Below are 23,062 nucleotides of genomic sequence, written 5' to 3' on the forward strand. Positions count from 1 at the left end.
GAGGGTGCGATCGAGCACGCCCTGGCCGTCCGGCCGCCAGTATCACCCGTACCACCGAGCACAGGGAAGAAGCAGCACGCCGATGGAGGAACTGACCTTGGACCCGGAGAACCCGCAGCAGCCTGAGAAGGGCGCGGAGCCTGCGGCGGCGGATACCCAGCCCCAGGTCACGGCCCTTGAAGAGGGGCAGGTTGTCGACTACATCAGCGGTACGGCGATCAAGGAGACTCCGAAGGAGAAGGTGCGGCAACGCATCGCTCGGGCCCTGGTCCACGAGCACGGCATCGACCCCCACGACATGGCCCGCGACTTCCCGGTCACGGTGAGTGAGGAAGGTGCTTCGCGGAAGCGGACCAAGAAGGCCGACATCGCGATCTTCGAGTCCGGCGCGAAGCACACCACGGCGAACCTGCTCCGAGTCGTCGTCTGCAAGCCGGAGCCCAAGCGCGGCAAGAACGTCGTCAAGATCCGTGAGCCCGAGCAGGCGAAGCAAGACCTCGCCGACCTCCAGGAGCTGATGGGCAACGAGGACCGCCCCAGGTGTGTCGACGGGATGTGGACGGACGGGGTCGACTTCTTCTTCCTCAAGAAGGTAGTCAGAGATTTCGGCGTTACCTTCGAGGACCGCAGCGACTGGGAGGTCGCCGACGGCACCATCGGCAGCCGGACCGTCGCCTCGCACCAGCGGTTGCGCCAGGCCGACCCGGAAATGCTTAAGATCGCATTCCAGCGCTGCCACAACTACATCCACGGCAACGAGGGCATGCCCAAGGACGCCGCCTTCTGGCAGTTCCTCTACCTGCTGTTCGCGAAGATGTACGACGAGCGAGTCACCCGTGGCACTGGGCGCGGCAGGTTCCGGACTGGCCTGAAGGAGATGTTCGACGACGACGGACGGGCCGCCATCAGCACCCGCGTCAAGGGGCTCTTCGAGGACGTCAAGACCGAGTACAAGGGCGTCTTCAAGGCCAGCGACGAGATCACCCTGTCCGACCGGGCGCTCGCCTTCATCGTCAGCGAGATCGCCCCGTACGACCTGACGGGAACCGACGTCGACGCCAAGGGCATCGCGTACCAGGAACTCGTCGGTACCAACCTGCGCGGCGACCGAGGGCAGTACTTCACCCCCCGCGGCGCGGTGAACCTGATGGTGGAGATGCTCGACCCGCAGGAGGACGAGACGGTACTCGACCCGACCTGCGGCACCGGCGGTTTCCTCCAGGCCACGCTCAAGCACCTGCGAGACAGCTGGAAGAAGGACGCCGGCACCTTTGGCTTCCCCGACACCGAGGAGGAGCGCGTACGCTACGCCGACCGCCTCAAGGAGTACGCGGAGAAGCACCTGATGGGAGCGGACTTCGACCCATTCCTGGTGCGCGCTACGACGATGGCGATCATGACGCTCGCTCAGACCACGGGCAATGTGTTCCACATGGATTCGCTTGCTTTCCCGCGTGGGCACCTTCCCGGCGTGGAGCAGGCGCAGGAGAAGATCAAGCTCGGCGAGAAGGTCGACGTACTGCTGACCAACCCGCCGTTCGGGGCGGACATCCCAGTCAGCGATGAGTCGGTGCTCGGCTCGTTCAGGAACGGCATTGCGAAGTCCTGGGGACGTGACCCCGTCACCGGTGAGCCCAGGGAGAGCCTGACCTCCCGGCCGAGCAGTATGGCGCCCGAGCAGCTGTTCATCCAGCGCGCCATCGAGTGGGTCAAGCCCGGCGGACGGATCGGCATCGTCCTGCCCAACGGCATTCTGTCGAACCCGGGGCCGACCGACGAGGCGATCCGCCGGTACATCCTGGAGAACTGCTGGGTGCTCGCGAGTGTCGAGCTGCCGGTGGAAACGTTCATCGTCGACGCTAACGTCAACATCCTCACCACCCTCCTGTTCCTGAAGAGGAAGACCGGGCAGGAAGTACAGAACCACCGGATGGGAACCGAGAAGCCGTACCCGGTCTTCATGGCGGTCGCGGAGAAGGTCGGGTTCGACCGGCGTGGCAACGATCTCTTCAAGCGCGAGCCCAACGGGGAGTTCGTGGTGGAGACGGAGGTCGTCATGGAGCGGCTCCGGATCGGGGACAAGGTGGTGACCCGGCCGCTGAAGCGCAGCAAGAAGGTCATCGACAACGACCTGCCTGTGATCGCGGAGAGGTACCGGGAATTCCGGGCCAAGCATCCGGTGCCGGGTGTGGACCCGCGGAAGGTCGCGGGGGCGAGCGCGTGAAGATCGCCGAGTTTTCCAATCCGGTGATGTCGAGCTGGTTCGCAGAGCAGGGATACAGGTTCGACGCGTCGCCGTATGTTGCGGGGTCGTTGAAGACGAAGAAGTTGCTGGAGCAGTTGCCGAAGACGGAGCCGCTGGCGGCGGTGACAACGGGGCCCAACGGCGGGCTTTTCTACGGACCGATGTTCCGCCGGGTATACCTCACCGACCCCGAGCATAGTGTGCCTTGGCTTGGCAGCCGGGACATGATGGCCGCCGATCTCACCAACTTGCCTCGCTTGAGGAAGTCGGATGCCGAATCGCCATCCTTGAAAGCCCAGCAGCTCAATCCCGGCATGACCCTAATCTCGCGCTCAGGTTTTTATGCCGGTCGACGGTCCTATGTTCGCCCCGACATGGGGAAATGCTGGGCATCAGAGCACATCCTCAAGGTGCAGCCTAATTCCGAGAAGATCAAGTCCGGGTATCTGTACGCATTCCTCCTCAGCCGGTTCGGTGAGTCGCTGGTGCGCGGTTCGGTATACGGGTCAGCGGTGAAGCACATTGAGCCGCAGCACATTGCGGGGCTGCCGGTGCCGCGCCTCGGCGCGGACCTGGAGGGGCGGATCCATGACCTCGTGGAGGAATGTGCGCAGTTGCGCGCGGACCACCAAGCAGACCTGGTGGCCGCGACAAAGGACTTCTTTGACAGTAACGGCCTGCCTGACCTGAACAAGGTGCATTGGCATCAGCAAGAACGGGACCTGGGATTTGAGGTTGCGTCTGTAGGGCCGACGTCGCTGCGAGCGTTGACCTTCGCGCCCCGGGCGCGGAAGCTGGCCGAGAAGCTGGGCTCCGTGCACGGAAGGTCGCTTGGCCAGATTTGTTCTGGCGGGCACCTGGGGTCGGGCGTCCGATTCAAGCGAGTGGACAGTGACCCTGAGCGCGGCGTCCAACTCATTGGTCAGCGCCAGGGATTCTGGCTCAAGCCAGAAGGTCGTTGGATCAGTGCAGAGCAAGCCCCCACAGGAATTTTCGCGCGTGACGAGTCCATCATGATCGCGGCTCAGGGCACTCTTGGGGAGAACGAGGTGTTCTGCCGCCCTCTCTTCGTCACCGGCAGCTGGCTCAAGTACGCCTACACGCAGCACTTCTTGCGGGTGGTGAGTGGGGATCCCGAGATCCCTGGCGCATATCTTTTCGCCTTCTTCCGCTCGGAAGCGGCCTTCCGGCTCCTGCGCTCGCTCAGCGTGGGCGGCAAGCAACAGGACATCCACGAGTTCCTTCGCGCGGAAATCCCGATCCCCCTCGCCCCGCCCGCCGACCGCAACCGCATCGCCGAAACCGTTCGCAACGCCTACAAAAAACGCGACCGCGCCGATGTCCTAGAAGACGAAGCCCTCGCGCTGCTCACCACCGCCATCGAGGAGGCCGTCGGCTGATGGGTGCCAGGATCGTTGCAGTTGGGGAGGCCGTCAACGATGCCGAGCGGAGGGTAATCGCGCATCTGCGTGATCATGCCCCCGATGACTGGACGGTCCTGCACTCCGTCGAGATTCCGCGCGACCGGAACGAGCTGTTCGAGGTCGACCTCGTCATAGTCACCGGGCACGCCGTGTACGTCATCGACGTCAAGGGCACCCGGGGCCGCATCGAGGCCGACGGCCGCAAGTGGCACCCTTCCCGCCGGGCGCCGTTCCGCTCCCCGTTGCCCAAGCTGCGCCATCACGCCCGGCAGCTGAAGTCGATCCTGGAGACGGCCCACCGTCCGCTGTCCCGGCTCTACACCGACGCGCTCGTCCTCCTGCCGTATCCGGACACCCTGCTCGTCGACCGCTCACCCCGGCAGCAGGACGCCCGGGACACCGTGCCCCTGCCCGACCTGATCGGGCGGCTCGCCGACGTCAGCCGTGTCCCCACCTCCACCAACCGGTTCGACACGGATATTGTCGCCCACCACGACCTGATCGTGAGCACGATCCAGGGCGCCTCCCGGCCCCCGTCCGGGCCGCTGCGGTTCGGCAGCTGGGAGGTGATGGAGCGGCTCGGTGAGACCGCGCCGGAGGAGAGCGGTAACGGTGTCCACCGCGAGTACCGGGCCAAGAACGCCAACGCGCCGCAAGGCTCGGGAACCGTCCGGCTGTCGGTGCGTACGGCCGACCCGTACGCACCGGAGGCCGAACGTCTGCTCCAGCAGAAGCGGATCGGTATCGCCTACGAGGCGCTCGGCAAGCTGCCCTCGCATCCGAACATCGTCGGCGCCCGTGACTTCTTCCCCGATGACGACGAAGGCGTCTTCGTCACCGTCTACGACGACGTTCCCGGACACGCGCTGGCCCTGCACCTGTCCGGGGCCGCCGACCCGCTCACCGCGGACGCGAAGCTGCGCACGGTCCGGCACATCCTGATGGGGCTCGCGCACGCGCACCACTGGCACATCGCGCACCGCGAGCTGAACCCGTCCACCGTCCTGATCGCCCAGGACGGGCGGGCGATGCTGACCGGTTTCGAGTACGCGAAGACCGCGCAGCCGCGCACGCACACCGTGGGACCGGAGGCGCACCAGATCGCCGACCGTGCGTATCTCGCGCCCGAGTGCCACGCCGACCCGTCCGAGATGGGTATGAAGGCCGACATCTACGCCGTCGGTGTCATCGGCTACCAGCTCTTCACCGGCGAGCTGCCGTTCTCCTCGGCCACTGAACAGGCGGGAGCCGGCGGCATGCTGCCGGAATCCGGCCTCGAGGCGGCCCAGGTCCGCGTGGAGTTGGCGCACTGGCTGCAGAAGCTGTGCTCGACGGACCCGGCGGACCGGCCCACCGCCGTCGAGGCGCTGCGGCGGCTCGAACTGGTCGTCGGCGCACAGAATGCCCCGGCCAGGCGCCGGGGTTCGTCCTCTGCCTCCCGGACTCCGGACGGCGCCGCCGATCGGTCGGCACCGGGCTCCCCGCGCGGTCCGGAGTCCTTCCGGGACCTGCCGGCCGATTTCCAGCTCGGCACGAAGTACCTGGTGCGCAACCGGCTCGGGCGCCCCGGTTCGTTCGGGGTGGCCTACCGGGTCTATGACACGATAAGGAGTGTCGACCGGGCGGTGAAGTTGGTCCTGCGGGACCGGGACTCCGTCCTGGAACGACTGCGCCGCGAGGCGGACGTCCTGCAGCGGCTGCAAGACGCACGGCATCCCAACGTCGTGGAAATGATCGACGCGGACCGGCTGCTGCCGCCGGACGAGTACCCGTACCTGGTCTTCGAGTTCGTCGACGGCAAGGACGTCGCGGAGGTGATCCGTGGCGGTCGGATGGGCGCGGCGGACGTGCTGCGGCTTGCGATCGATACGGCCCGGGGGCTGCGACACATCCACGAGCGCGGGGTGTGGCACTGCGACATCAAACCGAGCAACCTGCTGTGGACCGACGACGGCGTCAAGCTGATCGACTTCGGGATCGCGAAGACCGCAGACTCCTCCGAGGGCCACACCTACACCAGCCCTCGCTACACCCCGCCCGACCTCGACCAGGTTCCCGCAGACGGCTCCGGATACACCGACCGTGACCTGTTCGGCTTGGGTGTCACCCTGTACGAGGCGCTGACCGGCGGCCAGTACCCGTGGGAGGGTGTCGGACAGCCGCCGCCCGGGGTGCGGCCGGTCGATCCGCGTACCGCATACAGCGGATTCGGTGACCTGTCGCCGGGGTTCGCCGAGGTCATGCTGCGGGCCATCTCGCCCTTCCGGGGCGAACGGTTCACCACGGCCGAGGAACTGCTCGCCGCACTGAAAGGACTGGAATCGGCCCGTCTCGCCCCCGTTCCGGTCCCGCCGACCGTCCTCGCCCAGCAGCCACCCGCCCCACCGGTGGTCACCGACGGAGACGAGGTCCCGCAGCAGCCCGACCACAACCCGTTCGTAGCCCATCTGCAAACGCTCTACAGCCAGAGCCGTCGCAGTAACCGGGGCACCCGTGGCCTCGATCCGCACGCCTTGTCCGTGTATATCGAGACCGCCCTGGACCGTGAGCTCGTCCCCGCCCTCCGCGAAGGCCGTCACGTCCTGGTCGTGGTCACCGGCAACGCGGGGGACGGCAAGACCGCGTTCCTGGAGAGATTCGAGCGCCAGGCCCGTGAGCTCGGCGCCGAGTTCGGACCGCCCCGCTCCAACGGCACCGACTTCACCCTGGCCGGGCACCGATTCCGCACCAATCACGACGGCAGCCAGGACGAGGGCGAGACCAGCGGCGACGACGTCCTGGAGGAGTTCTTCGCGCCGTTCGCCGGAGCCGACGAGACAGCGTGGCCGATCCAGGGCGAGACCAGGTTGATCGCCATCAACGAGGGTCGTCTAGTGGACTTCCTGAGCCATAGGCACGACCGCTTCCCCCACCTAGCGAAGCTGACCAACCTCGGTCTCGCGGGAAGCGCCACCGGCCGGGCTGTCGCCGTCGTCAACCTCAACGCCCGCGATGTCGCCGCCCGTCCGCTCAGTGCGGACGGCGAACCGCAGGACGGGGAGTCACTCCTCGAGCGGATGCTCGACCGGATGACACACGAACGGTTCTGGGCCGACTGCGAGAGCTGCGACCTGGCGACTGTCTGCTACGCCCGGCACAACGCCCAGACCTTCCAGCACCCCGCCGCTGGCCCACAGGCCAAACGGCGCCTGCGCCGCGTCTACGAACTGACACAGCTCCGCGGCAAGCTCCACATCACCCTGCGCGACCTGCGCTCCGCCCTCGCCTACACGCTCGCTTCGGGCCGCGACTGCTCCGAAATCCACCAGCTGTACGCGGCCGGCGACACCGAGGCGATCCTCGACGGCTTCTACTTCTCCGCGCACCTGGGCACCCCGCCAGCCCCGGACGGCACCCCGCGGGAACGGGACCGGCTGCTCTCCCTGCTGCGGGAAGCCGACGTGGCCGCCGTCCCGCAGCCGCAGCTCGATCGACGGCTCGACTACGGCGGACTCCTCTCCGCCGGCGCCCTGGTAACCGTCGACGGACGTGGGGACCGTGACCGGATCTTGCTCGGCCAGGAGTTCGCACGGCTCGGCCGGTCGATGACCGACCGAGCCGCCCAGGCCGCTAGCCATCGCCGGTACGTGGACGCGACCCGCCGCCTGCTGTACTTCGAACTTCGCGACGAGGAACGGGCGGAACGGATGCTGCCCTATCCCTCCGTACTGCGGTTCATGGAACTGCTCTCCCGCACCGACGCCGCCGGCGTGGAGGAACGCGACACCATCCTGCGAGCACTCAACCGTGGTGAGGGACTGGTCGTACCGGAGCGCATCGGCGACGCCCTCGCCTTGAAGGTCCGGGACGTTCCGGGCGGAACCGTCCGGAGCTTCCGGCGCTTCCCTGCCGCCGGGTTCCGCCTCGAACCCGGCGCGGCCCCCAACTCGCCCTACATCGAGTCCGGGCGGACCTCGCTGCGGCTCACCTACCAGGACCCCGTCGGCCAGCAGGGCGGCACCGCCGAACTGGACATCCGGCTCGACCTGTTCGAACTACTCCAGCGCTTCGAGCGCGGCTACCGGCCCTCGGTCACCGACCTGCAAGGACAGCAGCTTGCCCTCGCCGTGTTCAAGAACCGGCTGGCCGCCGTCCCGTACCAGGAGGTCCTTCTCACCACGCACGGACACGACCTGCGGAGGATCCACCGCACCGAGGACTCCGTACTGCACCTGGAAGAACTGACAGCTCGGACCGACGGTGGTGAGCAGCTAGGCGCGGACACCGCCGTTGCGGAGGAGACGACATGGCGCTGACCGGAGCCCTGGGCACGTTCACCCACCCCGGCGTCAGCCGGATCGACTACAAGGCGCTGGACATGGACCGCGTGCTCACGGCGCTCCTGGCACGGCTCTGGCACGGCGGTATGCCCAGCAAGATCAGCCGGACCTGGAACCTCGAAGTCGACGTGTTCGTGAAGCTGTTCCTGGGGAACCCGGAGGTGTTCGACGGATTCGACCGGGAGACCACCACCCGTTGGGCCTCGACTCATCTCCTCGATCTGGTCAACCGGGGTAAGCCGACGGAGGCTGTGGCCGCACCTCGACCGCTGCACGGATTCACCTACCGCTTCCGCAACAGCCGGAAGTCCCGCCCGTACGGGGCCGACGAGCAGCTGTACGAGATGCTCGCCGAGGACGAGGGAGCGCTGAAGGGACTGCGGGAGTTCTTCTTCTCCGATGTGGACCGCTCTACCGGTGACATCACGCCCGGCCCGGGGACCGACGTGGAGACCCAGGCACTGCTCCACCTCGTACAGCGGGCAGGCCACCAGATGCAGGACCGGGCAGACACCAGTCGGCCCCGAACGCCCTACACTCCCCTGTGCGCGGAGCCGGCACGGCAGCTCTGCCAGGACGTCATGCGGCTCCTGTACCACCAGGACCGCATGCCCAGGACCGTGCTCGTGGACTACTTGAAGATCCTCTTCGCCTTCCATCTGTCCCTGTACCACCTGCGGATGATGAAGCTGCTTCCGGCGGTGATCGAGGCAGGCGCGGGCAGTGCCACCTGCCGTGGGGGACATTCCGGCGGGCAGGGCACAGACCGCTGCCCGCACCGGCCCCGGCTCTTCCTCGACGTTGAGGGAGTGCCCGGAACTCCGGCCGCCGAGCTGGCCGAACGCAGCGCGGAGATCTGGTACCGGCGCGTCCCTCGCTTCGTCCAGGCGACCTACCAGGTGAAGAAGCTCGACGAGTTCTCCGCTCACCTGGTCCGCCACACCACCAAGCTGAGCTACCCGCCGGGGCGGAACTACTTCACCCCGGAAGAGGTGCTGCAACGGCTTGGAAAGTCGTACGCCAAGGAACGTGACGCCTTCTTCCTCCAGCGGGTCACTCGCGTGCGGGACGAGGAGAAGGACCTTCCCCCGGAGCTGAAGCAGATCACCCAGCTCGGGCTCTCCGCCTTCGACGAGTACATCGAGATGCTGATGCACTACAAGGGGCGCCACTACCGGAACTACTTCATCGAGTGCCTCGACACCATGCTCCTCAAGCACCGGCCAGGCGCACTGATCGCCCAGCCACGCGGCGGGCGCACGGGCGGCAAGAGCGTTGCCCGACGCTTCGTCCTGGACGCCAGACTCCTGGAGGTCCTGTTGCAGGTGTCACTGCTCAGGGAGGGCGACGACGGCACCGGAAACCTGCAGACCTCACCGATGCGCGTCGACGAGTTCCTCACCCTGCTGCGTGAACGGTACGGGCTGCACATCGACCAGCTGCCGGACACCGACGGCTTCTCCGGAGCGCACCTGGACGACCAGGCCGCCCTGCGCGCCAACGCGTCAGCCTTCCTCGACCGGCTTCGCGAGATCGGCTACTACCAGGACATGTCCGACGCCTATCTGACGCAGACCATCACCCCCCGGTACAGCATCGGGACCGAGGCGACGACGGGAGCAGCGCCCCGATGAGCAGCAGCGCCACCGGTCTGGTGGAGATCACGGCCAAGGACCTTCGAGAGGCGCTCGAAGGCGTCCTCGTGCCACGGCTGGCGAAACTCGTCGGGGAGCGGGCGGCCGGTCACTGCATGCGGATCACCGAGGTCGACGCCGAGCTGGCGGCGCCTCTGGTACGACGGCTGCGCGGGGCGCTGGGCCCGGCCGCCACCGTCTGCGTCCTCGGCCAGGCCGACGACCTGGACCCGACCCGTCCCTTCCACGACGTGACCGTCACCAGCACCAAGCTGGTCGAACTCCGCAACCGAGCAGAAGGCGAGGGAACGCTCCCTGGACCGCTCCTCGTGTTCGTTCCGCCCGGCACCCGGGTGAGCGCCGAGGACTCCTTCGGCATCGCGACATTCGAGGAGGTGCCGCTCGGTGACGCATACGCTCAGCTCGCCGACCACCTCCTTCAGCAGGTTCCGGACCGGCTGCGTCAGGGCGTCGACCAACTGCTCGCCGCACTACGCGGCCATGCCGACCGGCGGACGAGTGACCGCGCGGTTGCGGCGTACCTGCTGACGCTGCAGACCAACGGCTACCGGGAGCAGGCGTCCGGGGCGGCCGTCTACCACTTCGGGCTCGTCCCCGACTTCGACCTGTACGCCGACCCCACTGCGGTCAAGGAGCGGGTCGAACGGAACCGGGGGCTGGTCGACAAGTTGACTGCGTCGAACCGCTCCGAACGCCAGCGCGTCCTGGACCTGGGACTAAGCGACGGCGATTTCGCCGCCAAACTCGCCGGCTTCGCGACCCGTTGCGGCTTGGAGGACCCGGTGGTGTGGACCCGCCGTGTGGTCACCGACCGCGAGAACTGGGGACTGTCCTTCGGGAACTGGCGTATTGACGAACGCCGACGTGCCACGGTCGCCATCGAGGTACGTGAACTGGGGCTTCCCACCGCTGGCGACAACGCCGAGGAACTGAACAAATACCAGGCACTCCGGGCAATCGTAGGCCAGCCCTACCTGCTCACCGGCGACAACGGTGTACGCGAACTCACCGCCCGATTCACCGTGCAACCCTCCCCGATCAAGGTAGACGCGCTCCAGCGATTCCGGGTGGAGATCGTCTCGGAGAACGGCGGACCGATCGGACGGATCGCGTACAAGGACAAGGGGACACGGGCGGTCCCCGAGTACAAGGTCAAACTGGCCAAACTGAACAAGATCGACTGGGAAGAGGGCTGGCACTACGTCCGGGTGACGCCCCTCGACGCTGTGGGAGACTCGCTCGACGTCGCCCCCAACGCTCACGAGCTGCCGGGCGGCGAGAGCGAGCGCTTCTACGTTGTCCCGAACGCCGAGATCGAGGAACCGCCCGAGCGCAGTGCGGGCCGTTATCCCGGGGTCGCCCAGGCACTGAGGTCACTGCAGTTCGACGCGCTTGCCACGGGGGACGACCCGACCCGAGTCGTACTCAACGACATCCGCTGGAAGCACAGCACGCCGCGGAGCCCGCAGCGGGCCCTGAACGCCAAAATCCGTCCGGCGGGCAGCGCGGAAATCCGGCTGTCCCCCCTGCTCGTACAGGTTCAGCAGGACCTCCTCGCCCGCCCCGAGGACACCTCGCTGCGCCGCCTGGTCCTCCACCCCGACGGCACCTTCGAGATGCCCTCCGGGGACGAGGAGAACCTGGCCGGCACTCTGACAGGGCGCGCCGCCGAGGCGTACGACGCGTTCCTCTCCGCGCGGGGCTTCTACTTCGGAGCCGTACGCGGCGGGAGCGGTCACGGCGACGAACCGGTCGAGGTCGGCGATCTCCTGGTCACCGAGGCCGTCGATTTCGAGACCGTACGCGAGGAACTCGCCGCGTACGCCGAAGCGTACGCCGAACTGGTGGAGGCCCAGACCTTCCAGACGGAAAGGGCAGGAGACGACGCCAGGGGCGCGGCGCTCGTGGCCCTGGCACGGATCCAGCAGATCGACTGCCTGGCTGTCAGCCTTACCGACGGTCTTGGCGGGCGAGACACCGTGCTGCTCGCCTCGCCCACCCACCCCCTACGCGCCCTCTGGCTGGCGACCTGGTCCGCGATGGGCAAGGAATGGACCGGCCGTCTCGTCGGGGAGGGCAAGCGTCGGGCCATCGCGGCCCGCGATTCTCTCCAGGGAGCGCTGTCCCCGCTCGGATTCCCGTTCGTGGTCCCGCGCCAGGACGGGCGCCTCATGGCAGCGGCGGACAACCTCACCCCGTACTGGGGTGCCTACCTCCCCAGCGAGACCGCTGACCCCCGCGGCCTGCTCGGCCGCCTCTCCGCCGGACTGAACCTCTCCACCTCCGGCACCCGCGCGGCGAACGGCGCGAGCGCGCTGTCCGGTACGGCACTCGCTGACCGCATGGAGCGCTACGTACGGCTCCACCCGTACGTCCGCACCCTCGTCATGAACATCATCAACGCGGGGCGGGCCGAGGTCATCGCCGATGCCCTCCTCGAACTCCAGCGGCGCCCGGCCACCCGTGATCTCACCTACGACATCCGGCTCTGCGTAACCGACCCCGAGGCCCCGGAGACCGGAACGGCGCTCGGTGAACTGCTCAGCGCCCAGAGCCAGATCTCCACCGCCGAGGCGGAAGCGTTCCTGCACACGGCGGGCGGGGGTCGCCACGCAAAACTCGTCTACTCGGTGCGCTCCATCAAGGAGTTCCGCAGCCCCTCCATAGAGTTCGACGCTCATCTGACCGTGCTCATCGACGCCTTCGGGGGCGAGCAGCACAGCTCCGTCAAGCGGCACGGCATCGCTCACGCGCCGGTACACGGACTCGTCCAGGCTACCTTCACCGCGTATGAGGACTCCGAGCAGCAAATTGTTTGGCGGACCGTCCCGCGCTACGGAGCCGCCATGCCCACCGCCGAGGGCGTCGAGGACCTCGCCACTCTCCTGAGTCGGCTGCCCGGCCTGCTGGCCGGCGCAGCCGCCAACGTCGCCACGGCAGGACAGGCGCCCCGCAACGTGCCGTGCACCATCCTCTCCCTCGACAACGACGACCGCGCCCTGCTCTACCAGGCCCATCAGATCGGCGATTGGGTCGTCACGATCGACCGCACACTCGGCCTGGAGTACTTCGACCACGCCGCAGAGCACGGCCGCCCCGAGTACGTCATCGACTACGCGCCCGCTCTCGACAGCGGCCTCGGCCACCAGATCATGGTCAGCTCGAACTCGGTCGACGAGCTGCGCAACCTGCTCGGCCCCACCGCACAACAGCACGGCATTGCAGTGGAGGAGCGCCACCTCAACTCCTTCTTCGACCAGCTGCGCCTGCTCTCGGGGAACCTCGCTTTCAAGCTGGCCTCCACCGCCCCCAACCAGCGCACCGAGGTTCTCGGGCTGTCCCTGGCCCGCCTCTACCTGGACTACCAGGACGCACTTCACAACCAGATCGTCGTCCCCCTGGACGCACACCCCGAGCTCTACGCCGAGGCGCGCCGCCGCGCCGGCGAGCTCGGTGACGTGCTCTCCTTCCAGCGCAGTGACCTCGCTCTGTTCCACGTCGACGCGAGGACACGAACCGTCACCTGCCGACTCGTCGAGGTGAAGTGCTACACGGCGCTCGACGATATCAGCGCCTACCAACGGCTCAAGACCAAGGTCGCCCAGCAATTGGGGCAGAGCGAGCGCACCCTTGCCGAGTCCTTCGACCCGGAATGCACCACACCGGACCGTGTCGACCGGCCGGTCAAGAACCTCGCCCTCAGCTCCCTGCTCCGCTTCTACCTGGAGCGGGCAGCTCGTCACGGAACCATGGGGCGTGGACCCCAAACGTCCGCACATGCCCTTCTCGACTCCCTCGACGACGGTTACCGGCTCGAATTCACCCGTAGCGGACTGATCTTCGACCTGGCCCGGAGCGGTACGGATCGGGAGTCGGAGAGTGGGGTGGAGTACCACCGGATCGGCAGCGACCTGATCACGGAGCTGATCGATGCGATCCCCACCAGGCGGCCGGGCGTCCCAGAGCCGTCCGATGCCGTCGCCGAGGACTCGGCAGAGTTCGGCCCGGATGCGGACGGAGCGGCCACCGCTCCCACCCTGGCCCTTCTGCAGCTGTCCGTTCCGCGACTCGCCGACGCGGAGTTCCGTGCTCCTGGGCGCGAGGAAGCGGATGGGGCGGACACTCCGGCGCAGGAGGAGCTCTGCAGGGACGACGGAGAGAACTCGGCCGGAGACTGCTCCGGAGCGGGCGATGCCCCGGCGTTCCCCGCCGACCAGATGCAGCCTCGTCGCTCGGAAGGCAGCATGGACGAATCGGTCGAGGAGGGCGCACCTGCGCTGCCCGGACCTCAGGCAGAGTCGCCGGTCCCGCACGGCACCTCGTCCGATGCTTCGTCGGCAGCGAACCAGGTTCCACCGCGGACGGAGACCGAGCTGGACAGGCGCGGCTGCCACGAGGCGCCGACCATCGACGCCCAGCCCACTACAGTCACGCTGGATATGTCCTCTGCGGGAAGCGTCCCCGAGATCTTCCTCGGCGTCTCCCGCCCGTCCCTGCAGCACGGCGTGCTCGGTGAGGTTGCCGGACGAAAGGTCGCGGTCGACCTCTACGAGACCCACACCATCAGCCTCTTCGGTGTCCAGGGAGGCGGAAAGAGCTACACCCTGGGCAGCATCGTTGAGATGGCCTCGCTGCCCGCTCCGCCCGTCAACGAACTGCCCCACCCGCTCGCGACCGTGGTGTTCCACTACAGCCGGACCATGGACTACGCCCCGGAGTTCACCTCCATGGTGCGCCCCAACGACGACCAGGCGCAGCTCAAGGTCCTCAAAGAGCGTTACGGGGCCGAACCACGCGCCCTGACCGATGTCCTGCTCCTCACGCCCGAGGCCCAAGTTGCGGAACGCAAGCGAGAATTCCCCGGCATCGATGTCCAGCCACTGGCCTTCTCCTCCGGAGAACTCCAGGCATCCCACTGGCGCTTCCTCATGGGCGCAGTCGGCAACCAGTCCACGTACATCCGCCAGCTCACCCGCATCATGCGGGCGAACCGAGACAACCTGAGCCTCGCCGCCATCCGGCAGGGCGTGGACGACTCGGGCATGCCCGACCACGTCAAGCAGCTCGCCCAGGAACGTCTCAACCTCGCCGAGGAGTACATCGACGACAACGCCAGTCTCACCAGCCTCATCCGCCCAGGCCGACTGATCATCGTGGACCTCCGGGACGAATACATCGAGAAGGACGAGGCCCTTGGCCTCTTCGTCGTCCTGATGCAGCTCTTCGCCGAAGCCCGCGACGAGGAAGGGCACTTCAACAAGCTGGTCGTCTTCGACGAGGCGCACAAGTACATCGACAGCCCCGACCTAGTTGCCGGCCTCGTCGAGACGGTCCGCGAGATGCGGCACAAAGGCATGAGTATCCTGGTCGCCAGCCAGGACCCGCCCTCCGTGCCGATCTCGCTGATCGAGCTCTCCGACCACGTCATCCTGCACAAGTTCACCTCCCCAGCCTGGCTGAAGCACCTCCAGAAGGCGAACAGTTCCTTCGCCGGACTGCGCTCGGAGCAGATGGCGCAGCTCCAACCCGGCGAGGCGTTCGTGTGGGCGAGCAAGTCCACCGACCCTGCGTTCACCCACGGCGCGGTGCGTGTGCGGTGTCGGCCTCGGGTGACCCGACACGGCGGAGCGACGAAGACCGCGTCAGGCGGGCAGTAGGGCGACAGTACGTGGTCCGGTTACAGGATCTGGGCCGTGCGGTACCGGCGCGCCCGAGCCGCGCTTTGGAAAGATCGGGCCGGGACCGGTTCGAGGAGGGGATGGATCATGGGGTACTCGCCGGTAGTAGGTGCTCCTTACCCGAAGCAGGTCAACTGGCCGAAATCCGCGGCCAATCTCGTACTCAACGACCCATACGTAGAGATCATCTATGCGTTCGATGGGCTCACGGCTGGTGAAAAGCACGCGTTTAGTACTGGCGCGGCTACGTTCGCCGTTGTCCCTGGGAACAGGCATCTCGTGTGGTGCTACCGGTTCGAGACTCCGGACCGACCAGACCGCCAATCGGACTCTCTCGGCTGGGGGGATTCACCCTGGGAAGCCCATCGGCAGCGCGACCGTAGGGTCGGGGTGCCTGGAGGGATCGGAAAACCCTTCATGACACACATGGTGCTCGTCGACTCAAGCACCGGAATCGTAGAGGGGCTGCGCGTGGTCGAGCTGGACGCGGAGATCGCCGATTCGCTCAGGGATGCGGTCGCCAGGCAGCTCGCCCGTCCGTCCGACGACGTGGCAGCCTCGGAGGAAATCGATACCGCTTATCAGCGGCACCCCAGCACCCAGAGCCTCCTTTCCGAAGCCACGAGCGTGCAGATGGTTCCCGCACCCGCGGAGTGACAACACCGCTCGATCCTCCTTCCCGCCTCCCAGACGTCCATAAGTCCGCAGGCGGCCCGCCCGAGGCGATGCCGGGCACCGGTGAGGGATCTCCTCGATCACCACACCATAGGGGCGCTGTCTGAGGAGTACCGCGCCTCACCGGTGGCCGGTTCCGGTTCTCTGGTATTACGAATGCATGCGGATCGAACGGTTCATAGGCATCGACCTCGCCTGGGCGCAGAGCGGAGCCCGCACCCAGCCCAATGAAACAGGCCTGGCCGCCATCGCCGCGCACGGCGTCGTGATCGAATGTGGCTGGACCCGTGGCCTCGAGGAGACGATGTCATGGCTGGCCAGGACAGCCTTCGACGGATCGGCCCTGGCACTCGTCGACGCACCGCTGGTCGTCGACAACCCCGTGGGCCAGCGGCCCTGCGAGCGGGAGGTCGGCCGGCGGTACGGCCGTTGGAAGGTGAGCGCGAACAGCACCAACCAGAGCTCACCCTGTCAGGCCGGAGTGCTGCTGCGGGAACGGCTGGAGGAGTCGGGCTGGTCCTACGACGACGGCGGGGGCGGGCCGCCGGCCAGCGGTCTGGTCTTCTCCGAGTGCTATCCATACACGACCCTGGTCGGAGCCGCCGAGCTGGGCTACGACCAGGAACGCCCCACGTACAAGCGCCGACCGGCACGAGTCCCGACGGCACAGTGGCGAGCGGTACGGGCGGCGGAGTGCGACAGGCTGATCCGGCACCTGGCGGGCCTGGCCACCGCCGATCCGCCCCTCCTGCTCTCCTCCCACCCGGTCTCTCGTCAACTGCTTTCCGAGCCCTCACCTCAGAAGGCAGCTGACTACAAGCATCGGGAGGACCTGATCGACGCGCTGCTCTGTGCGTGGACGGCCGCACTGTGGTATCGGCACGGACTGGCGCGCTGCCAGGTGCTCGGAGCGGACAGCTCCCTGCCTCCGGGACAGGCTCCCACCATCATCGCGCCTGCCCGCCTTGAGCAGCGGCGAGACGGTGAGTCGAGGTCAATCGTGGGAAATCAGCCGCTCGACGGTCCGTCGCCGGTGGCGTCACGGCACTGATCGCTTTCTTTCCCCGTCACGTGTCGAGAGTGAACAGGCGACTGACCAACTCCGTGTAGGTGAGGCCTGCCTCGGCGAGAATCTTCCTGAGAGCCTCCGGCGGGCCCTTCTGCAGCGGGGTCGGGGAACCGACGCGACCGGGTACCGCGGAAAGGTCGCCGCCGCTAAACCGTGATTCCGGTGTGGCAGGGAGCCGCACCTGGTAGGTGCGCCAGACGCGTGCCGGGGGATTTAGCAGGACCAGGTCGGGGCCCGCCCATGCCATGAAGGTCCAGCGGTTCTTGCTACGTGCTCGCACAAGCACGCCGTCGGCGTGGTGTCGCCCGAGCCGTTCGGCGGCCTTGGCCACGACCGGAAGCGGATTGCCGAAGGAGCCCGTAATCTCCCAGAGCCCGTCCTCGCACGCGACCGACCAGCCGGCCGCGGTGAGCCCCTCGATCGCCTCCGCGTAGGGGTCGTCCTCCTGCGCCAGCGCGATGAGTCTGTCCACCTCGCTCCAGGGCGCGACGCGGGCGAGCGCCCGCTCCGGCGGGATCATCAGGTCCTCCGCCTCGGTGGGCGCGGCACGCGCGATCATCGCCTTGCTGCCATGCCAGGCGAGGGCGGCCAGTACGTCGTGTTCGCCGCCTCCGGTGAACGTGGCGTCCTGGACGAGCAGTGTCATCACCACGGCCGCCACCGCGTCCAGCCGTCGCCGGGTCTCGGGCGGAGCCTCGTGATCCGCCTCGGCTGCTGGGTCTTCGGAACGGAGTGCTTCGAGGAGGCGACTGAGACCGTCGCGCCAGCTCTGGTCCTGCTCGTCCCAGACTCCGGCGGCCAGCAGCTGGACATACAGGTTGGCCACGAGCATCCGGACCGGAACCGGTGCCGCGGCTGAACCGTCAGGGTCCCTGAGCGCCCCGACCCAGCGCTGGGCCCAGGCGCGACAACGGGCACGCTGCTCTGGCGCGACGTACTGGGCGAGCGGCTCGCTCGTGGTGGGGAGGTCCACCTCCTCCGTCCCGTCCTCGTGCTCTTCGTCGTCCTCCTCCCGCACGCCAAGAGTGACCGCCGACACGATCCACCGCGACGAGGGTGCCTGCGGCAGGTCGAGCGGCGAGGTACCGAACGCCAGATCCGTCAACGGCGCCCCGATCATCCGGCGGCAGTCGGCGAGGTAGGCGTCCCAACGGTCGACACCGCTGGATGTCACCGAGCCAGCTGTCGCTTCTCCCGCCGGGCTCACCCGGGGAGCGGACGTTCCGGCGCTGAGTTCGCGCAGGCGCAGCAGATCGGTTTCGAAACGGCGCGCGGCACGCTCGTCGGCGAACAGGGTCTGCGCCGTGTAGTCGTATCTCAGCCGGGGACCGCTGTCGGCGCCGTGGCGCCGTGCGCAGTGCACGGGGCTGTACACGAAGACGACGGCGGATTCGGCTGTGGTGCCGTCAGGACGGGCGCACGTGGCACGAACCGCCGCACCAGGAACCTCGGGCAGCGGGAAGGAACAGGCCGCCGCCTCCGCCGGAATGGTTCCGGTCTGCGTCCAGGAACCCGGTGAACCGTCCGGAGACGTGCTGATCACCACGGGCAGGGACTGGGGGTGCGCCAGAGAGACGTGCAGGCCTTCACTGTCCGTCTTCGCGCCCAGCAGGACGAGCGTGTGACCGGTGGACTCGAAGGGCCGGATGGTGCGGCCCGTCAGGCTCGCGAGTGAGGTGATGCGCCCCTGCTCGGGAAGCAGCGGCGCGGTGTCGGCGGCGAGTACGGCGAGCTCGCAGTTGCCGCCGTCCCGGGTGCTCGTGCACAGCGCGGCGCGAGTGAGATTCGGGCTCCCGGTGAGAGCGTATCGGCGGCCGCCGGCCTGCCACTCGACGAATTTGCCGTGCCGCATCCGAGTCTCCTCGAGGAAACGGATCTGCGCGTCGAAGCCGCCGAGTGCCCTCTTGATCGCTCCGGCGTCGTAGCTCGACCAGCGAGGCTGGAGCCCGAGGATGGTGCGGCGGGGTGTCAGACGGCCGAGCAGCCCGCTGAGGGCATGACCGGCCTCGTCGACGAACGGGGCGTACGCGTGCAGTTCGTCGACAGGACCGAGCGGCAGTTGGTCCAGCAGACTCTCCTGGAGGTTGTGCAGAAGCCGGGCACCGGTTTCCGGTCCGGCCGGGGCGTTGACATGTCGCTCGGTCAGAAGGGCAGCCAGTTCCGCCAGATGACTCGCCGACCAAGGGGCCAGTTCCACGGCGGAGGGCAGTGCGTCCAGCCAGTCGGCGAGGTCGGCCAGGAGCGCGTGGGAGTCGTCGTCCTCGGTTTCCACCACCGTCCACAGTTCGTCGTTGGCGCCCCAGCCGGACAGCGTCGGGTTCCCCGAACCCACGGCGAGCCGGCAGGCGTGTTCTCCGACCAGAAGGACGACCTTGGGGTGGAACGCACGCTGGCAGGAGGCCAGGCCGTGCAGATAATTGCGGCCGGCCATGCGCACATCGACCGGGTCGTACAGCCCTTGGGCAGCATCACCGATCACCGCGGTGCGGGCACCCAGGCCACGGGCGACGGGTATGGCGACCTTCTCCAGGAAGGGGAGATCGACTGTGAAACCGAGGAAGAGTGCTTCGTGCAGCGCCTGCTGATCGCTGCGTTCGCTCCACTCTCTCAGCAGCGTGACGGGGGATGCGAACCGGGTGTGCTGCGCCGCGCTCATGGGTTTGTCTCCAGGATTCGCCGTCCCTGCGCGGTGACGGTGTGGCAGTTGTCGCGGACGGCGAACAGCCCCAGTTGCGCTGCCAGGGAGCCCAGTTGGGGGATGCGGGTGCCGATGTCGGAGTCTCCTTCGTCACCGGTCTTGTAATAACGCTCGTTGCGAAGGTGCAGACGGGAGAAGATCTTCAGCCCGCCGGTCGCGGGGTCGGTGCGCAGCTTCGCGAGGGCGACTCTGCGGGACTGGGCGAGCATGTCGTCCACCAGCCGGGCGGCCAAGTCGCGGACCGGCCGGTCGGCGTAGTCGTCGATGAGGCCGTCGACCCACGTCGGGTCGAGGAACTCGGCCCAGCGCCGCTGACGGCCCAGGAAGACGGCCCGTACGTCGTCCGGCAGATGACCCTCTCGGGAGCGCAGCGCACCCACCATCAGGAGCAGCACATTGGTCCTCGGGGCATCGGCACCCTGCGTCAGGAGTTGCCGTTCGACAGGCAACAACTGGCCTGCCGCGTTCTTGAGCGGAGGCAGGTCGTCCAGGACCCGCCGTACATTCGCATCCGGGGCCTGTTGCGCCAGCCAGTCGCGCAGTTCCCCGGCCGACCGGTCGGCCTCGCCGTCCTTGGAGCCGACATCGGCCACCAGCGCCGCCCAAAGCCGACGCCAGGCACCGACGGAGTAGTGGCGCAGCAGCACCCCCCGCCAACCGGCCGTCTCGGGAATCGCCGCCAGAACGGGATCCGTTGTCGCCTCGCCACCGAAGGCCACCGCGGAGCGCAGCGTCTCCTGATACCCGTCGCCCTCATGACCGTGGAGATCGATCGCCCGGCCGAGGATACGGAGGGTCGCACGCCGAGTGCGGTCGGGCGCCTCCCAGTCCCCCTGCGAATGGGTTCCTCCATCGCGAGTTGCGGTCAGCACGTCCGTCAGCCATTCCCGCTCGGCCGGACACGGGACACCAAGAGCCGCCTGCCACGCTGTCTCCAGGTCGGCGAAGGACACGACGTCCTGCGCCGCGAGAGACAGCAGAGGGGCGAAGAGATCCTTGACCGCAGGAGGGCACGGGTGCCGGCCGGGTCTGAGCACTCCGTCCCGGACGTCCACGGTGCCGAGCACCGTGGCGGGTCCGCCGTACTGGTCCCAAAAGCCCCAGCGGCGGGGTGAGTACGACTGGCTCAGCTGCTCCTCATCGGCGGCTCGCGCGAGTTCCAGTTCCTCGGCGCAGAAACGCCGCACCCGATCGACCCCGTGGGCAAGCCACGCCGGATCTGTCTCCGTGTGGTGCTGAAGCGCCGCCAGCAGGGCCTCGCTGCGGCGGACCGCCCGGCGGCACGCGGTGATGTCCCAAGCGTTCCGTTCCGCGTGCGCTGCGATCGCCGCATACAACGAGTGGTAACGGATGTAGCGGGTCACCGTGGACACTCCAGGAACCAACCGGTCCACCGCCCGCATCACCGGGCCCTCCACCGCCAGGGGGTAGCGCCCGGACCGCACGCCCAATCCCTCGAGTGCCCATGCCGGCCCACGGACATCCGCTGTCACTTGCCACTCCTTGTCGGCTGCCGGAGCGTTGCATCGGCAGAAACTACCTGACCCTGCTTCAGGGTAGGTGCTGATTTCGGACGAGAGGCCAGTACGGTCGACTGGATTACGGAAGGCGCCAGGACACGCCCGATCCACCCTCAAGGCGGTCCACGACTGGACTTTCCTCAACGCCCGGGTTAAGTGTGGCGCAGGCGCAGGCGCCCGCTGTACCAACCCCCTGGGGCAGCGCCGACAGACAGCGCATCAACGGACTCCCCCCGTCTTCTCCCCACCAGGGCGGCTGCGAGTTCCCAGAGCACATGAGGTCTGGCCGATTTGGTGCGGCGCCATCGGGACGGCACTGGTCCTGCTCCGGAGTGCGCCGCCTATTATCACCGATCTGGGGTCGTGGGCCGCGAGGCCCGACGCCTGGGAACTGCGAATCGAATTGACATCGAGGCATGTCTCAGGCGCCGGTAACCGGGGTCAGAAGGCTCGCAGCCTCTCGATGTGATGTCTCTGTTGTTTTTCGTCCTGTTCGATGTGCACACTGACAAGCACTCTTTGACCGTCCGGCTTGTAGTAGATGCGGCCAAGTCGCTCGCTTCCCGCGATGCCCGTCGCCAATTCCGTCACCTCAAACCAGCCACGCATTCCCGAAAGGTTTTTCCCGACAGGGCGCCCAGAGTCGATTTCAGCAAGTGCTTTCATCGTGGACGCTGGCGAGTCGAGGTTGGCGATCACATCGACTGCATCGAGAACGAACTCAAGGCGGCTGAACGCCCGAGGCAGGAAGTCAATGACGCCCCCGCGCCGAGACCGTTGCGCGGTCGCGGCGCGAAGTCGTTCCGTCTCTAGGCCCTCAAGTTCCGACACTCTCCCAAAGAGTGCGTCTACCTGCACCGCCAAGTTGTCAGCGCGTGCTCCGCTTTCTGCCGCTTCCGAGTCGGCCGCTCGCACACGCTCCAGCAGCAAGGAGTTCTCGGCAAGAGCGAGTTCTCGAAGTTCCTCGGCGTCAGCGAGGTTCTTCACCAGTTCCGCCATGTCAGCCATGCCTCCCAGGCCTTGTCGAAGCACGGCGAGTTGCTCTTGCAGATCTGAATGACGGCGTTCTGCGAGGGCAACGGATTCTCGGTATCGATGCTCGCTCGCTTCCGCGTTCGCAAGATCGTGACGGAGCTGCGCGACCTCACGTTCAGCCGCCTCGCCCTTGCGTGTCGCGACGTACAGTTGGTTGAGCAGCTCCTCGATCCGAGCCTCGGCATCAGCAAGGCGAGCTGTGGTCGGATTCGTGACTGGCACCGTCGGCGCGAGAGACGACGGCGGTGCGATGACATCCCCGACGAGCGCTAGTGCTTCGGCCTGGCTGCCCTTGAACCGAAGGCGCACGAACCAGTCGTAGAAGTTGCCGTCATCTGCTGGACGATGGCTGACGTCCCAGCGCTGGATGCCGAGACCCGCGTCCTCAAGCGCTGACACCAAGCTGCTGGCAACGTGCTCCGACGCGTTGAAGACGACGGTATGCCCGTACTGGTTGGATTCGAGGTGCCACTCGACGTCGAAACCGCTGGTCTTCTCCAGCGGTTTACCGGTAATGGGAGCGTACGGAACCTCTGCTCCGATAAACAGGAACCGATCGCAGTCCGCGAGTTCCCAGCTCGTTCCGTCCAAGTCGATGAGATCACCCTGCCGGAGTGGGTAGACGGAGCCCGCATACGCGACGCCCGCGTATCCATCGGGAGTCAGACGAATCGGACGGCGGACTCCAGACTCGAATTCCGTTCCGTGGTCAAGCACTCGCACGAGTGCCTTGGCGCTCGCCAT

10 protein-coding genes are annotated in these 23,062 nt (G+C 67.3%); 7 read left to right on the top strand and 3 right to left on the bottom strand.

Going from position 1 to position 23,062, the window contains the following annotated elements; translation table 11 throughout:
* Nucleotides 1-82 precede the first annotated feature (82 nt).
* The 7 genes from mads2 (at nucleotide 83) to IF17_RS0129425 (ending at nucleotide 17,047) form a co-directional block, all read left to right on the top strand.
* The gene (gene mads2, locus IF17_RS0129395; protein ID WP_030572246.1) at nucleotides 83-2,224 is read left to right on the top strand and encodes a methylation-associated defense system DNA methyltransferase MAD2; all 2,142 of its coding nucleotides are present in this window, start codon (nucleotides 83-85) and stop codon (nucleotides 2,222-2,224) included.
* Nucleotides 2,221-3,645 (top strand): methylation-associated defense system restriction endonuclease subunit S MAD5, encoded by a 1,425-nt coding sequence (gene mads5 / locus IF17_RS0129400; RefSeq protein ID WP_030572249.1) that lies wholly within the window; start codon nucleotides 2,221-2,223, stop codon nucleotides 3,643-3,645. The genes mads2 and mads5 overlap by 4 nt, the downstream gene beginning before the upstream one ends.
* Nucleotides 3,645-7,964 carry a methylation-associated defense system protein kinase MAD6 gene (gene mads6 / locus IF17_RS0129405; protein WP_063830245.1) on the top strand — a complete coding sequence of 1,440 codons (4,320 nt, stop codon included), beginning with the start codon at nucleotides 3,645-3,647 and terminating at the stop codon, nucleotides 7,962-7,964. The genes mads5 and mads6 overlap by 1 nt, the downstream gene beginning before the upstream one ends.
* Entirely contained in the window at nucleotides 7,955-9,622 is a 1,668-nt protein-coding gene (gene mads7, locus IF17_RS0129410) for a methylation-associated defense system protein MAD7 (RefSeq protein WP_030572253.1), read from the top strand. The genes mads6 and mads7 overlap by 10 nt, the downstream gene beginning before the upstream one ends.
* Nucleotides 9,619-15,300, top strand: a complete 5,682-nt coding sequence (gene mads8 / locus IF17_RS1000000139965; RefSeq protein ID WP_030572256.1) for a methylation-associated defense system ATP-binding protein MAD8 — start codon at nucleotides 9,619-9,621, stop codon at nucleotides 15,298-15,300. Before mads7 ends, mads8 begins: the two co-directional genes overlap by 4 nt.
* A 447-nt stretch (nucleotides 15,301-15,747) precedes the next feature.
* Nucleotides 15,748-15,978: a hypothetical protein gene (locus tag IF17_RS0129420; protein ID WP_051884157.1), complete on the top strand. Its 231-nt coding sequence runs from the start codon at nucleotides 15,748-15,750 to the stop codon at nucleotides 15,976-15,978.
* A 178-nt stretch (nucleotides 15,979-16,156) separates the two neighbouring features.
* On the top strand, nucleotides 16,157-17,047 hold the full coding sequence (locus tag IF17_RS0129425; RefSeq protein WP_030572263.1) for a DUF429 domain-containing protein: 891 nt from the start codon (nucleotides 16,157-16,159) through the stop codon (nucleotides 17,045-17,047).
* A gap of 16 nt (nucleotides 17,048-17,063) precedes the next feature.
* On the opposite strand, the gene IF17_RS0129430 is transcribed toward IF17_RS0129425, so the two are convergent.
* The 3 genes from IF17_RS0129430 to IF17_RS0129440 all read right to left on the bottom strand — a co-directional run bounded on the left by IF17_RS0129430 (nucleotide 17,064) and on the right by IF17_RS0129440 (nucleotide 23,062).
* A complete protein-coding gene (locus IF17_RS0129430; RefSeq protein ID WP_030572264.1) occupies nucleotides 17,064-19,721 on the bottom strand; it encodes a hypothetical protein in 2,658 nt (885 codons plus the stop codon).
* A complete protein-coding gene (locus tag IF17_RS0129435) occupies nucleotides 19,718-21,256 on the bottom strand; it encodes a hypothetical protein (RefSeq protein WP_244890558.1) in 1,539 nt (512 codons plus the stop codon). The genes IF17_RS0129430 and IF17_RS0129435 overlap by 4 nt, the downstream gene beginning before the upstream one ends.
* Nucleotides 21,257-21,724: 468 nt before the next feature.
* Nucleotides 21,725-23,062: a hypothetical protein gene (locus tag IF17_RS0129440; RefSeq protein WP_030572269.1), complete on the bottom strand. Its 1,338-nt coding sequence runs from the start codon at nucleotides 23,060-23,062 to the stop codon at nucleotides 21,725-21,727.

Origin of the sequence: Streptomyces cyaneofuscatus (assembly GCF_000718135.1) — a bacterium.
Taxonomy (GTDB): domain Bacteria; phylum Actinomycetota; class Actinomycetes; order Streptomycetales; family Streptomycetaceae; genus Streptomyces; species Streptomyces cyaneofuscatus.

What these genes read in the sequence shown, in the direction of transcription:
- mads6 (WP_063830245.1), top strand. Translation starts at nt 3,645, where the DNA reads ATGGGTGCCAGGATCGTTGCAGTTGGGGAGGCCGTCAACGATGCCGAG.
- IF17_RS0129430 (WP_030572264.1), bottom strand. Translation starts at nt 19,721, where the DNA reads ATGAGCGCGGCGCAGCACACCCGGTTCGCATCCCCCGTCACGCTGCTG.
- IF17_RS0129425 (WP_030572263.1), top strand. Translation starts at nt 16,157, where the DNA reads ATGCGGATCGAACGGTTCATAGGCATCGACCTCGCCTGGGCGCAGAGC.
- mads8 (WP_030572256.1), top strand. Translation starts at nt 9,619, where the DNA reads ATGAGCAGCAGCGCCACCGGTCTGGTGGAGATCACGGCCAAGGACCTT.
- IF17_RS0129420 (WP_051884157.1), top strand. Translation starts at nt 15,748, where the DNA reads ATGGTGCTCGTCGACTCAAGCACCGGAATCGTAGAGGGGCTGCGCGTG.
- mads2 (WP_030572246.1), top strand. Translation starts at nt 83, where the DNA reads ATGGAGGAACTGACCTTGGACCCGGAGAACCCGCAGCAGCCTGAGAAG.
- IF17_RS0129440 (WP_030572269.1), bottom strand. Translation starts at nt 23,062, where the DNA reads ATGGCGAGCGCCAAGGCACTCGTGCGAGTGCTTGACCACGGAACGGAA.
- mads7 (WP_030572253.1), top strand. Translation starts at nt 7,955, where the DNA reads ATGGCGCTGACCGGAGCCCTGGGCACGTTCACCCACCCCGGCGTCAGC.